This window comes from Spiroplasma endosymbiont of Sarcophaga variegata, from assembly GCF_965178695.1.
GTDB classification, from domain to species: Bacteria; Bacillota_I; Bacilli_A; order Mycoplasmatales; family Mycoplasmataceae; genus Spiroplasma; species Spiroplasma poulsonii.
In genome coordinates, this window is record NZ_CBCXVU010000002.1 from 1,189,073 (window position 1) to 1,203,258 (window position 14,186).

Here is a 14,186-nt window from a genome sequence, read left to right on the forward strand (position 1 = left end):
ACTTAAACTTTTTTTCATTATTTAGTTCTTATTTTGTTTTTTAATTTATTGGTGATATATATAGATCAACACCATCTCTATAATCTCCAACAACTTGTTTTGATGCAAATGAATAGTATAAACCATTATCAAAACTTTCGCCAAACGTAAACATCACTGCTCATTTTGTCCAAACTTCAGCAGTCCAAGTTAGATCATTATTTCAATTTTGTTCTCCTTTAGGGTTCCCTAATGCTGAATGTAATTTAATGTTAAATAAATCAAGGTCTTCCAAATCATTGGCTTCTTCAGAAACTTTAAAATCCTTTACTAAGAAAGCAATAACACTTTTAAGACCATCTTTGCGGTTTTGTTCTAATACTTTTTAAATGTTTTATTAGGAACTCTTAATTCAACCATTCGCCCAGAAAAAGTACCACCGCGGGCATATTTTAATAAATTGAATAATAATTTTTCCTCAACTTGCTAATTTTTTATTATTGCTACATTGATGTGGTATAACTGACAATCTTTCTTTAGAATAAACTGCTTCATAACATTTTCTTTCATTCAATTTATAATAATGTTTTAATATTGGTCTATAATCTGGCATTTAATCGTATTCCCTTCTAACAATATTTATCTGTACAACTTTCACACACATATCTTAATTTTGCTTTAAAGTTTTACCTTAATTCTCTTGAAGAACATTCATGAATAATAAATTTAATTTCTTCTAGTGTATATCTATCATCAGGAAATATTCAAACAGTAGTATCATAAAGAATTTTTTCATAATTGTCTTCTTGACAATCTTCACAATATTTTCTATTTGCCATTAGTATTATGCCTTTCTAAAATCTATACCCTAATTTAATTAATGGTACAAAATATTCTGCACTTGTAATTACTGCAAATATTTCACATTCGTTAGTATGGTAAACATAAATAATATTATTATCCACTGTTGAGCTTGCTTTTATTATTCTTAGTTCCATTAAGTCATAAGTAAAAATTATTTCATAATTATTTTTTTTCTTCTTGTTCCTCAATAAAATCATACATTTCTTCATTTATATATTCATATTTTTTCATTATCTTATCTCCATTTTTCTTTTATTTGCTTTAACCTTATTTTTACGAATTTTTATTTTATGTTGTTGTATTTTTTATTTCTTTGCTGTCATTATTTATCACACTCCTCTAATAAATTAAAATATCTTTCATAAATATGCATTGAACCCACATTATGAAAATAACTCCCTATTTTTATTTTTAATGCATTAGCTATATAAATTTGTATTTGAGTAAAAAATACAACATCATACATAAAGCCATAAACTATATCATTACTGCGCATAGTTGTAATACAAATTAAATTTTTATTTCTTACAAAGAATTGCAGTGCAATTGTGCATGGTATATCATTTATTCCCTGTCTTTCTTCCATATTTTGAGGAAGTTTTATATTAATTACTGCTCTACGAGAATTATTGTCATTTTTTAATTCATTAATTACTCATTCTAGTTGGTTAAATGAACCTTTATTTGTAAAATATGAATTGTCCATTATTCGATACCCATAAGAGCACTATTAACATATTCTTCATTTGGATTAGAATATAATTTATTTCAAAATTTTGAATATTTAGCGACTGATGGCAAGTCTGACTTACCAGATCAATATCAATCCAATTCTCCGTTTAAATAATTCAAATTAGGTTGTCTAATTCTTGAATTAATAATGTTATCATTAGGGTTTTTAATTTCTATGTGACAATTAATAAGTTCTAAAGTTGAAAAGTTTCGTGGTGATGTTTTTATTCCTGTTGTTTTTAATTGATTTAATATTTGTTCAAAAGCATCTGTAGCATTTTTTGCAATTATCATTTTCTTTTCATAATAAAGACATCACATTTTGTTTTTCTTTTTAGTAATAATTTTTTAAATAATTTATCAGCCCTTTTTAATTGTTTTCAATTAAAATCTTCTTTTCTTTCTAAATGTGCTTTTTTAATTATTTTTTTAGTAGCTTGATAATAAACAATATATCCATTTTTATTAGCAATTTCTAATTCTAATTTTTCAAGATCATTAACAGTTAATTTAGCCTTTCTATTAAATAATTTTGAATATACAAGTTCGCCATAAGCATATCTATCAAAAATTATATTCGAGCAAGTATTATTATTTAATTCTGAATATCATTCATAAGTATTAGGTGTTTTAGAATCTGAATGAATTATCATTCCTTTTGAACTTAAATTATTCATTAATTTATTTGCAAAAGTTGTTTTTCCAACACCATCAATACCCTCTAATACTATTCTATTCATTCTTAAATATTCTCTCATTCATTAAATCCATAATATCCATACCAGATTTTTTGTTTGCTCTTTCTAAAAGTTTAAAAGCTCTTCCTCTTAATGACTTTGCCATAACATTTAGAATAGTTTTATTTTTAATTAAAATATAACCTTTTTGCGATGATGCAAACTTATAACCCTTAATAAAGTTGTTTTCATCATCTAACTTTTTTAAAAACTTTGAAAATATTACAGATGAGTTTAAAACAGATAACTCTGTCTTACTCTCAGGATAATTAATTAGAAATCGTTCATTGCATAAACAAAGTATCAAATCACGATGAATTCATTTATCAATTGCATTTTCATTTAAAAATTCATAAATATATGATTTATATACTTTTTCTTTAATTTTGTCGAAAACTCTTGATGAAATAAAAAAAATCATCAATATGACAATTTGAAAACTAATTTTGTGTAAGATTATGATTTTGCTTTAAATTTTTTAAACGTTAAAATATAATACCGTTGATTGTTGGTTTGGTGTTAAACCTTTGTGTTGGTATTTTCATTTTCAGAGCTTTAAATAATTTTGAATATTAGTGAAACCCAAACCATGATAATGAATTAAGGCTTCTTTAAGACTGGATTGTAATTTACTAATCTTATTTAACTTTTGATAACTAGTATCAGGGTTTGTACTAGTTTTGGTGGAATATAGAGTAGAATTTGTTTGTTTTGCTACTAATAAATATAGTGGTTGCATATCAGAAATAATTATTGATTTTTCTTTAATTAGTTGCTTATTCATATTTTCAATAATCCATTGTTTTTGTAATCTTTTGGTATTGGTGGATTGAACAAAAATATTATTATTGCTATCAACTGCCATTTGAATACAGCATTTGGTATCAGTTGAAAATGGATCGAGATGAGTTTTTCGTTTATCAAATTTATCTTTAAAATTGCCTTTATGAATTTCTTTAATAAATGTTTCATCCATTTGGATTTGACCATTTAATTTTTTAAATTTTAACTGTGTATTTTCTAATTGTTTTGATTGCATTAATTTTTGTCGATTATATCAAGCGGTTTTTGGGGTTGTTTTAATAAAACGAGAAATTATTTTACTAGATTGTCCTAACAATGAAATTTGAATTAATAAATTTCACTGTTCATAATTTAAATGACTTCAATAAGTAAAATGATGACGAAATGCATCAAAACTAGCACGACATTTTTTACATAAATATTTTTGTTTTCCTTCGGAATTATGACCATTTTTAACACAATGAAAAGATTTGCAATTAGGACATATAATGCCTTTATCTCTAAATTTTTGATCAATTTCATTTAAACGTTTTTGTTTTTTAATTAAGTCTGCTTGTTGTTTTATTTTTTCATAAAATTCTAAAAATTGATCATCTGTTAAGCTATTTATTAATTCTGTAATTATTTTTTTCATCATTTATTTACCTCTATATATTAAAAATATACCTAATTTTAGGTATATTTTATAAATATCAAGAGTTTTCGACAAAATTAAAGTACTTTTTTGAATAACTTTATATTCATTTCTACCTCATTAAATGTGCTACGTAAAATAAGAAAATTACTGATTCAGTAAAATGTCATCTTATTCAGTCATCTTATTAAATAAATAATATAAAGATAACAAACTGACTAAAATTTGATAATAATGAAAAATAGTATCTAACTTTTAAAATACCTGAAAAAATCCTTATTTTATCGCACGATTGCAAATAAAAAACCGCCCGTTAAGCGGTTTAATGATTAACTATTTTTAAAAATAGTTTAAAATTATTGTTAAACTGGTACCTAAAATAATATTCGAACTTACTTTTATTTTGCTTATTTTTTTAAAACAATTTATAATATATTAGGAATAAACAAGAAAAAGAAAGGAATGTTATAATGGCATTACAATATAAGCGTGTTTTATTAAAATTGTCTGGTGAAGCATTAGGAAATCCTGCTGATTTGTATGATTCAAAGAGAATTCATGATATTGCTAGACAAATTGTTAAACTACAAAAAGAAGGACTGCAAATTGCAATTGTTGTTGGTGGTGGCAATATTTGGCGCGGTAATCGTGCTGATAGTATCAATATGAATCCGATTAGTGCGGATTATATGGGAATGTTAGCAACGGTAATGAATGCATTAGCATTAGAAGCAGTTTTAAAATATGAGGGAAGTGAGAATGTTGTTGTAACTTCAAAAATTCAGGTTCCAGAAGTAGCATCGCCATATTTATTTAAAAAAGCAAAAGCTGGTTTAGAAAAAGGGGCAATTGTTATTATGGCTGGTGGAACTGGTCAACCAAAATTTACAACTGATACTGCAGCAACAATTCGAGCAATTGAGATTGATGCCGATGTTATGTTAATGGCAAAGAATGGTGTTGATGGCATTTATGACAAAGATCCGCGTGAAAATTCTGATGCAATTCGATTTGATAATATTAGTTTAAATGAACTACAAGAAAAACAATTAAAAGTGATGGATTTAACAGCATCAAGTTTAGCAATGGAAGATAATGTTAAAATTGTTGTTTTTGATATTAATGAACCAGATAATATTTATAAAGCAGCACACGGAAGTGCTCGTTCAACAGTTGTTACAGGAGGGAAAAAATAAATGTCACAAGAAATTATTAACCAAACAAAAGAGAAGATGACAAAAGTATTAGAGTCATTTGAAAATGAATTAGTAAAGATTCGGACAGGTCGTGCTAATCCAAATATGTTAGCTCATATTATGATTGATTATTATGGAACACTAACTCCAATTCAACAATTGGCAAACATTATGGTTCCTGAGGCGCGCCAGTTAGTAATTAAACCTTATGATCGAGGAACAATTAGTTTAATTGTTACAGCAATTAATAAGTCGGATTTGGGATTATCACCAAATTCAGAAGCAGATTTAATTCGTTTAAATATCCCTGCTTTAACAGAAGAACGTCGTAAAATGTTAGTAAAAGATATGTGAAAAGAAGTTGAACATTTTAAAATTGCGGTTCGTAATGAACGTCGTGATAGTAATGAACAAATTAAAAAAGATGCTAATTTAACTGATGATGACAAAAAATATTACGAAGGTGAAATTCAAAAATTAACAGATAATTTTATTAAAAAGCTTGATGAAAAAGGGACATTAAAAGAAAAAGAACTAATGGAAGTATAAACTTTCATTTTTTATTATGCTAGATATAATAAATAAGACAAGAAAGAAGGAACAAAGAATATGAATGTGCCACAACATATTGCAATTATTTTAGATGGAAATGGTCGTTGAGCAACAAAACAAGGTTTAAAGCGAACAGCTGGCCATGAAGAAGGAGCAAAACGAATTAAAGAAGTTGCTTTAAAAGCAAATATGTTAGGAGTTAAATATTTAACACTTTATTGTTTTTCAACAGAAAATTGAAAGCGTAGTAAAAGTGAGGTTGCGTATTTAATGGAAATGCCAGAGCGGTTATTAAATAATAAAGAAGTAAATAATTTTAAAAATGAAAATATTGTTTTAAACCATATTGGTCGTAAAACCAAAATGCCAGCAAAAACGTTAGCAGCAATTAATGAAGCTATTAATCAGACAAAGCATAATAGCGGTTTAGTATTAACCTTTGCCTTTGATTATGGGGCGGTTGAAGAAATTGTTACTGCTATTAACGAAATGTTAACAGCACAATTATCTGAAATTGATGAAAAAACCTTGTTTAATTATTTATATATTTTACTGATAAATTTTGACCAGAATTTGATGAAAATGCTTTGTTAACAGCAATATTAGATTATAATAATAGAAATAGAAGATTTGGAGGGGTAAAAAGTGATGAATAATAAGCAAGATAATGTTCTTGTTGATGAAACAAACGTACCGTTGGATAAAAATGGTAATAATATTACCGAAACAAGCAAAACGGAACAAAAAAAAGGAATGTTTCAAAAAAAATATGTTGCACGCCATATTACCTTTTATGTTTTATTAATTTTTTTGGTATTATATTTATTTACTGGTGCAATTGCTACAGAATGACAAGGCAAAGTTGCTCATATTGAAGTTGCCAATTATGTTTTTATTAGTATTAACGCTGTGATTTTGGGATTAGTTAACTACGAAATTCTGCGGTTAGTAGGGGGAACAAAGTGACCAATTTATACCCAAGTTATTACTTACTTATTTATGCTGTTTTTATTTTTATTTCCAGTTGAATCTGTTACGGACAATTATGGTGGGATTGGGGCCATTAATTATCCGTTTTATACTTTATTAAATTTAAATTGATTAAAACCATGAATTATTTTTGTCATTTATTTATGTGCAATTTTAGTATATTATTGTTTAGTTTTTAGTTCAAAAGAAATTACTTTTGGTAAAATGACGTTAGTTTTAATTTTTACATTATATTTAATTTTTGCTTTTAAAGCAATGAATAAATTTATGTTAAATCCTAATTATGGTTGAAGTAGCGTTGTTTGATTAGTGTTAATTATTATTTTAACTGATACTTTTGCATTTGTGGGTGGGGTTAGTTATGGAAAACACAAACTAGCACCAAATGTTTCGCTAAACAAAACTTGAGAAGGGGCTGCAACAGGAACAATTATGGCGGCTGGAATTGCGATTGCCTATGCTGTTTTAATGTTTAATTTTGGAAATGAAAAAAATTGAGTTTTTAATTTCTTTTCAAATGATAATGCCAAAAATGTAATGCGTTATGTTATTTATGTTTTATTAGCTTTTATGTTAAGTATTCTATCACAATTAGGTGATTTATCATTTTCATGAATTAAACGGCGTTATGATATTAAAGATTTTAGTAATTTATTACCTGGTCATGGTGGTGTTCTTGATCGTTTGGATTCATTTTCATTAGTCTTTTTTATAATGTTTATTATTTCAAATGTGGCATTACAACGTTAATTAATGATGCGAGAACTTATTATTTTTGGGGCTTCAGGAAGTATTGGCCAACAAGCCTTACAAATTATAAAAACTAATCCAAATGATTTTACCTTAAGAGTAGTTAGTGTTTATCACAATGTTGCTGTTCTTGATGAAATGCTAGAAACATTTCCAACAATCACGATGGTTCATGTTGCTAATGCAACAGAACAAACAGTTTTTGCTGTTAAGTATCCAACAATTACTTTTGTTATAGGAGAAGCAGGTTTTGACCAAATCTTAACAACATTTCCAACAGCAATGGTTCTTAATGCCATTGGGGGGTTTGCTGGGTTATACCCAACTTTACAAACATTACAAGGATATAATCGCACCTTATTATTGGCAAATAAAGAATCATTAGTTTTAGCGGGCGATTTAATTAATAAATTATTGGAAGAACATCAAAACCAATTGTTTCCAATTGATTCTGAACATTGTGCGATTTTTCAATGTTTAGAACAAAAGAATCCAGTGCAAGAAATTATTTTAACTGCTTCGGGAGGAATGTTTGCGGAAAAAACATTAACGGAATTAACAATGATTGATGAAAGCCAAGCGTTGTGTCATCCGAATTGGCAAATGGGTCAAAACATTACAATTGATTCTTCAACAATGGTTAATAAAGCTTTTGAAATTATTGAAGCATATCATTTATTTAAAACAAAAAACATTACCGTTGTGATACACCCTCAATCAATCTTACATTCAGCTGTGCAATATGAAGATTATTCAATTCTAGCGCAATTATCACCGCCATCAATGATTCAAGTTTTAAATTATTTTTTTTATTATCCGCTGCGGAAAAAAAATAATTTATTAAAACCACTGGATTTTAACGATTTAATTACTTTGACATTTCAAAAAGCAGATTTATCACGGTGAAAAGCTTTAACATTGGCTTATCGTTGTTTAAATGAAAATAATGCTTTGGCTGTTGCTTTTCATACTGCAAATGAACAGTTGCGGTTGTTATTTTTAGCTGGAAAAATTAAATTTTATCAAATTGTTGATTATATTGAATTTTTTATGGATAAAATTAAGCCACAAAAACTATCTAATTATCAACAAATAAAACAATTAAATGATACTATTAAAAGAGAAATTATTAATTATTTTTCCAAAAAATAATGTTATGAAAAGGTACAGTTAGGAGTTAGTCAGTAAATGTCGGCGGGAATGATAGTTTTAGGATTTGTAATTGGAATTATAATTTTATTAATGCTAGTTACAGTTCATGAATTTGCTCATTTTGTTATTGCAAAATTATCAGGAGCATATGTTTATGAATTTGCAATTGGATTTGGTCCAAAGATTTTTTCTTGAGGGAAAAAAGAAACGCGTTATTCAATTCGAATTTTTCCTTTTGGTGGCTATGTGTATATTGCTAGTGAATTAGTTGATGCTCCGAAAGGGCGTGAAGAAGAGGAAGTTCCAAAAGAACGAAAAATGGAAAACATTGCGAAATGAAAACGGTTAATTTTTATTGTGGCGGGAGCTTTAATGAATTTTTTTATTGCTGTTTTCATTTTTACAACAACTTTTGCCGCTTTAAATCTCAAACCATCAGATATGACATATTGGGGGGCAAAATATGATGTTGGAGGAGCAGCATATAATGCGTTATCAACAAGAAAAGTTCCGATTAGCCAGGATATTGTTATTTTAAATTATTGATTAGGTCCAGACCAAGCTACTCTTAAAGTGGCCCAAAATTATTATCGTGATAATGGTACAGATGATGAAGGATATAATAAAACACATAAGATTTTAGTTAGTCATATTGGAACTGTTCATAATATTCCAAATTATCAAACAACGGTTTATAATTTTATTAATAATTTAAAAAAACAATATGATCAAAGTGATGCCCAACAACGTACCAATTTTATTACGTTAGATTTTGTTCGGGTAAATAATAAAAAAGAAGTGACAACTGATCAAAACAATCATTTGTTTCAAACTGAACCAGCTGAATTAAAAATAACGGGTAATACTTATACGGTTGGAATTCGGGCACCGGATCGTCAGTTTGTTTCAACAGCACAGGCTTATGGCTATGGTTGACGTGAAACGTTTACTGAATCAGTGACAATTTTAAAGTCATTTGGGTTATTATTTACTGGTCAATGAGAGCAGTTATCAGGACTAGTTGGTATTGCTAAAACAGTTTCTTCAATTTTAACGGAAGGACCAGCATTATTTTTTATGTATGTTGCAATGTTATCAGCAAACTTATTTGTTTTAAATTTAATTTCAATTCCACCATTGGATGGATACAAATTCTTAGAAACCCTAGTTGAAGGAATTGTTGGTGGGGGGAAACGGCTTAAAGGGCGTTTTCAAATTTGAAAACATCGTCACAATCCAGAACAGCAAAAGTTATTATTAGAAGAATATCAAACAAAAGAACAAAATTGACAACTCCCACATAAGGCAAAGATTATTATTAATGTCACGGGGGCAGTACTCTTTATTTTATTATTTATTGGAATAACAATTAAAGATGTCTTTTTTTAGAAATGAAGAATAGATGAGGGATGGCAAATGGATCAACAATTGATAAAACTATTTACAACTAATAATTTAGAATTTACGGATAATTATTTTGCTGATGCAAAAATCATTAAAAGTGAGTATAGTACAAGCGAGTCGTTTTTTCGTGTTATTATTGAAATCAATGATTTCTTACCAACTGATGTCTTATTAAAATTAGAAACAACTTTATTAGCAAATGCAACGTTGCCAACAAAAGTTTCATTTCGCGTACGAAATGAAAATTATCAATTAGAAACAATTTTTTCTTATTTAGAATATATTCGTTTTAATAAATCAGAATTAAAAAATAGTTTTTTTAGTAAATTACCACCATCTCGGTTTACTTTAGCAGATAATATTTTAAAAATTATTGTTCATTCCGATAGTGAAAAAAAACTTGTTAGTGAACATTGTCATTATTATGAAAACAAATTACGTCGTTATGGTTTTAATAATTTACGATTAGATTTAATTGTTGATTTACAAGAAAATAATATTTTAGAGCTTAATGAACAAGAATTGATAAAATACCAAGAAAATCAACAAAAAAATGAAAGTTTAACATTAAAACCAGCAATTTCAACAAAACAATTGCGAAATGGGACTAGTAATTATGTTAAAGGGAAAATCGGGCAAGTAAGTTATGAACGAATCGCTGATATTGACCAAGATGCTCCTAATATAACAATTTATGGAAAAATTGTTAATAAAGATCGCCAATTCATTTCAACTAAAAAATTTATTTATACAATCACAGTAACCGATTATAGTGATACTATTGCTGGGAAGTTTTTTACGCGAACTGAACAAGCAGATGATTTTTTTGAAGAATTAAAAATTAATGAATGAGTTAGTATTTTTGGGGACATTCGTTATGATACTTATGCTAATGAACAAATGCTTTTTATTAAAAAAATTGCCCGTTTAGATCGCGAAGACTTATATCGGGAAGACAATGCTGCTGAAAAGCGCGTTGAATTACATTTACATACTAAAATGAGTACAATGGATGGGGTGATTGATCTTCCAGCGCTTTTTAAAACCTTACAACATTGGGATCATTCGGCAATTGCTTTCACTGATCATTTAAATGTGCAAGCGTATCCTGAAATTTATAATCTTAATAAGAAATATCCAAATATTAAAGTTATTTATGGAGTCGAAACAGATGTACTTGATGACAAAGTTTGGTACGTTAAAAATCCTCATCATCATGATTTACGGACAGCAAAATATGTTATTTTTGACTTAGAGACAACTGGTCTAAGTAGTAGTTATGATGAGATTATTGAGTTTGGAGCAGTTATTATGGATGGGATTAGTGGGGAACGTAAAATTATTAACCACTTATTTAAACCAACAATTAAGTTATCTTCTTTTACAACAGATCTAACAGGAATTACGGATGAATTATTGGCGGATAAACCAACTTTTACGGAATCAATTGAACAAATTTTAGAGTATTTTAAAGATGCGATTTTAATTGCCCATAATGCTGAATTTGACTTAGGTTTTATTCAATCATGGTTAGAAAAAGCCGGACGTTCTAAGATCAATAATACTGTTATTGATACTTTACAAATCTCAAGGATTTTAGAACCACATTTAAAAAACTATCGTTTGGGAACAATTGCTCGGTGCTATAATGTTATTTATAATGAAGAAGTAGCGCACCGTGGGGATTATGATGCTATTGTTTTAACCGATGTTTATGAACATCAATTACGAAAAATGATTAATGTTTATGGGGTTGAATTTGATGATGATATTGATCAAATTCATGATGCTGCTGTTTATAAAAAGCTCCGTCCAAAACATATGACAATTCTTGCTAAAAATCAACCGGGATTATTGGATTTATTTAAATTAATTACCGCCGCACATACAACTTATTTCTATTCGTCACCAAAATTATTACGTAGTGTAATTAATGAACATCGTGCTAATTTATTAATTGGTTCATCATGTGTTAATGGTGATGTTTTTGAAGTAGCTCGGAATAAAGATCTTAGTGAGTTAACCGAAGTGATTAGTTTTTATGATTATATTGAAATTCAACCACCAAGTGTTTATAAACATTTAGTTCAAATGGGTGATTTATCAGAAGAACGATTATTAACAGTTATTAAGGACATTATTTATACCGCGAAAAAATTAAATAAACTAGTTGTTGCCACAGGTGATGTTCATTATCTTAATCCAGAAGATAAAATTTTTCGTGAGGTTTATATTAATGCAAAAGGAATTGGGGGGCGACCACATCCATTGTATGATTATAAACAACGGGTAACTGATTATCCGGACCAATTTTTACGAACAACACCTGAAATGTTAAATGAATTTAAATTTTTAAATGATGACGAATTAATTCAAGAAATTATTGTTACAAATCCAAGTCTTATTGCCAATCAAATTGAAAAAGTTGAAATTATTAAAGATAAATTATATACTCCCAAAATTGATGGTAGTGATGAACTTTTAGAAGCGTTGTGTTATCAGAATGCTTATAAGATTTATGGTAATCCATTACCCGAAATTGTGGCAAAACGATTAGAACGAGAATTAAGTGCGATTATTAAGCATGGTTTTGCTGTTATTTATTGAATTGCCCATAAATTAGTTGACAAGTCATTACAAGATGGTTATTTAGTTGGTTCACGAGGAAGTGTTGGAAGTAGTTTTGTTGCCACGATGAGTAATATTACAGAAGTTAATCCATTACAACCACATTATTTGTGTTCAAATTGTACTTATAGCGAGTTCATTGTTGATGGGTCTGTAAAATGTGGTTATGATTTGTCACCACGTAATTGTCCAAAATGTCAACATCCATTAAAAGGTGATGGTCATGATATTCCTTTTGAAACATTCTTAGGATTTGAAGCAGACAAAGTTCCGGACATTGATTTAAACTTTTCGGGTGAATATCAACCAAATGCCCATGATTTTACGAAAGAAATGTTTGGAGAGCGAAATGTTTATCGTGCCGGAACAATTTCAACGGTGGCAGAAAAGACTGCCTATGGATATGTGAAGGGTTATTTTGAAAATAAGAATACCTTACATTTAAAACGACGTGCTGAGTTAGAACGAATTGCAAAAGGCTGTGAAGGTGTGAAACGAACAACGGGACAACACCCAGGAGGGATTGTTGTTATCCCAAAAGAATATCAAGTCGAAGAATTTACGCCGGTTAATTTTCCTGCTGATGATATTAAGTCAAATTGATTAACAACACACTTTGATTTCCATGCGATTCATGATAATGTTTTAAAATTAGATATTTTAGGACATGTTGATCCGACCGCTTTACGAATGTTAGAGGATTTAACGGGAATTGACCCAAAAACAATTCCAACTAATGATGAAAAAGTGTTAAGTCTTTTTCGTAGTTTAGATGTTTTAAACATTAAACCAGAAGATATTAATGGTGAGAAAATGGGGGCTATTGGGATTCCAGAGTTTGGAACTTTTTTTGTTCGGAAAATGTTATTAGATACTAAACCAACATCTTTTGCTGATTTAGTCCAAATTTCAGGGTTATCACATGGAACTGATGTTTGAATTGGGAATGCCCAAGATTTAATTCGAAACCAGAATATTCGAATTTCTGATGTTATTGGGTGTCGTGATGATATTATGGTTAATTTAATTTATAAGGGCTTACCAGCGCAAAGTGCTTTTAAAATTATGGAAGATGTCCGAAAAGGAAAGGGCTTAACCCCAGAACATGAACAATTAATGCGTGAAAATAATGTTGAACAATGATACATTGATTCATGTAATAAGATTAAATATATGTTTCCAAAAGCGCATGCGACAGCGTATGTTTTAATGGCATGACGCGTGGCATGGTTTAAAATAAATTATCCAGTTGAATATTACGCAACATTCTTTTCAACGAGAACTGATGTTTTTGATATTAAAACAATTTTAAAAGGAGCAGAAACAATTAAACAAGTTTTACGTGATATTCAAGTTCGTTTAGATAATAAGGATTTTAATGCGCCAAATAAACCATCACAAAAAGAAAAGGATTTAATACCGGTTTATGAAATTGCTTTAGAAATGTATGCCCGCGGGATTAAAATGAGTAATATTGATTTAAAAACAAGTATGAATAAAAATTTTACCGTTGTTGAAAATGATAATCATGAAAAAATTATTCTACCACCATTTTCAGCGATTGATGGTTTGGGAGGCGCTGTTGGTGATAGCATTATTAATGCTCGGAAAGAAAAACCATTTTTATCAATTGCTGATTTACAAAAACGAACAAATATTACAAAAGCACATTTAGAGTCTTTTGAAGAACTTGGAATTTTAAAAGGCTTATCATTAGATGATCAAATTGCATTTGAATTTTAAAATAATGAGCTTTTATCTTAT

Annotated in this window: 14 protein-coding genes; 7 read left to right on the plus strand and 7 right to left on the minus strand. The window is 28.6% G+C overall.

Translation table 4 applies throughout. From position 1 onward, the window contains the following. Positions 1-40: 40 nt before the first annotated feature. The 7 genes from ACOBME_RS08045 to ACOBME_RS08075 form a co-directional block, all read right to left on the minus strand. Positions 41-274 carry a hypothetical protein gene (locus tag ACOBME_RS08045; RefSeq protein ID WP_419334892.1) on the minus strand — a complete coding sequence of 78 codons (234 nt, stop codon included), beginning with the start codon at positions 272-274 and terminating at the stop codon, positions 41-43. Positions 275-665: 391 nt separating this feature from the next. Further along, positions 666-818: a hypothetical protein gene (locus ACOBME_RS08050; RefSeq protein WP_419334894.1), complete on the minus strand. Its 153-nt coding sequence runs from the start codon at positions 816-818 to the stop codon at positions 666-668. Positions 819-1,165: 347 nt separating this feature from the next. Next, positions 1,166-1,549, minus strand: a complete 384-nt coding sequence (locus tag ACOBME_RS08055) for a thymidylate synthase (protein ID WP_338965537.1) — start codon at positions 1,547-1,549, stop codon at positions 1,166-1,168. After that, positions 1,549-1,869 (minus strand): thymidylate synthase family protein, encoded by a 321-nt coding sequence (locus tag ACOBME_RS08060; RefSeq protein WP_419334896.1) that lies wholly within the window; start codon positions 1,867-1,869, stop codon positions 1,549-1,551. Before ACOBME_RS08060 ends, ACOBME_RS08055 begins: the two co-directional genes overlap by 1 nt. Then, the gene (locus tag ACOBME_RS08065; RefSeq protein WP_419334898.1) at positions 1,863-2,315 is read right to left on the minus strand and encodes a hypothetical protein; all 453 of its coding nucleotides are present in this window, start codon (positions 2,313-2,315) and stop codon (positions 1,863-1,865) included. The genes ACOBME_RS08060 and ACOBME_RS08065 overlap by 7 nt, the downstream gene beginning before the upstream one ends. Next, positions 2,308-2,733, minus strand: a complete 426-nt coding sequence (locus tag ACOBME_RS08070) for a hypothetical protein (RefSeq protein WP_419334899.1) — start codon at positions 2,731-2,733, stop codon at positions 2,308-2,310. The genes ACOBME_RS08065 and ACOBME_RS08070 overlap by 8 nt, the downstream gene beginning before the upstream one ends. Before the next feature lie 57 nt (positions 2,734-2,790). Next, entirely contained in the window at positions 2,791-3,753 is a 963-nt protein-coding gene (locus tag ACOBME_RS08075; RefSeq protein ID WP_338963247.1) for an IS1/IS1595 family N-terminal zinc-binding domain-containing protein, read from the minus strand. A 467-nt stretch (positions 3,754-4,220) separates the two neighbouring features. Between ACOBME_RS08075 and pyrH the strand changes: the two genes are divergently transcribed. Genes pyrH through ACOBME_RS08110 form a run of 7 tightly spaced genes read left to right on the plus strand, consistent with a single transcriptional unit; the run spans position 4,221 to position 14,165 of the window. Next, the gene (pyrH, locus tag ACOBME_RS08080) at positions 4,221-4,946 is read left to right on the plus strand and encodes a UMP kinase (RefSeq protein ID WP_338965539.1); all 726 of its coding nucleotides are present in this window, start codon (positions 4,221-4,223) and stop codon (positions 4,944-4,946) included. Next, positions 4,947-5,495 carry a ribosome recycling factor gene (gene frr / locus ACOBME_RS08085; RefSeq protein WP_127092728.1) on the plus strand — a complete coding sequence of 183 codons (549 nt, stop codon included), beginning with the start codon at positions 4,947-4,949 and terminating at the stop codon, positions 5,493-5,495. It begins immediately after the preceding gene. 60 nt (positions 5,496-5,555) lie between these two features. Beyond that, complete coding sequence (uppS, locus tag ACOBME_RS08090) at positions 5,556-6,092, plus strand: polyprenyl diphosphate synthase (protein WP_338965541.1); 537 nt, start codon at positions 5,556-5,558, stop codon at positions 6,090-6,092. A 54-nt stretch (positions 6,093-6,146) separates the two neighbouring features. Next, the gene (locus tag ACOBME_RS08095; protein WP_338966594.1) at positions 6,147-7,238 is read left to right on the plus strand and encodes a phosphatidate cytidylyltransferase; all 1,092 of its coding nucleotides are present in this window, start codon (positions 6,147-6,149) and stop codon (positions 7,236-7,238) included. A gap of 3 nt (positions 7,239-7,241) precedes the next feature. Further along, entirely contained in the window at positions 7,242-8,390 is a 1,149-nt protein-coding gene (gene dxr, locus ACOBME_RS08100; protein ID WP_338965542.1) for a 1-deoxy-D-xylulose-5-phosphate reductoisomerase, read from the plus strand. Between the two features lie 36 nt (positions 8,391-8,426). After that, positions 8,427-9,779, plus strand: coding sequence for a site-2 protease family protein (locus tag ACOBME_RS08105; RefSeq protein WP_338965544.1), 1,353 nt, complete (start codon positions 8,427-8,429; stop codon positions 9,777-9,779). A 27-nt stretch (positions 9,780-9,806) separates the two neighbouring features. Further along, complete coding sequence (locus tag ACOBME_RS08110; protein ID WP_419334902.1) at positions 9,807-14,165, plus strand: PolC-type DNA polymerase III; 4,359 nt, start codon at positions 9,807-9,809, stop codon at positions 14,163-14,165. Positions 14,166-14,186: the final 21 nt, after the last annotated feature.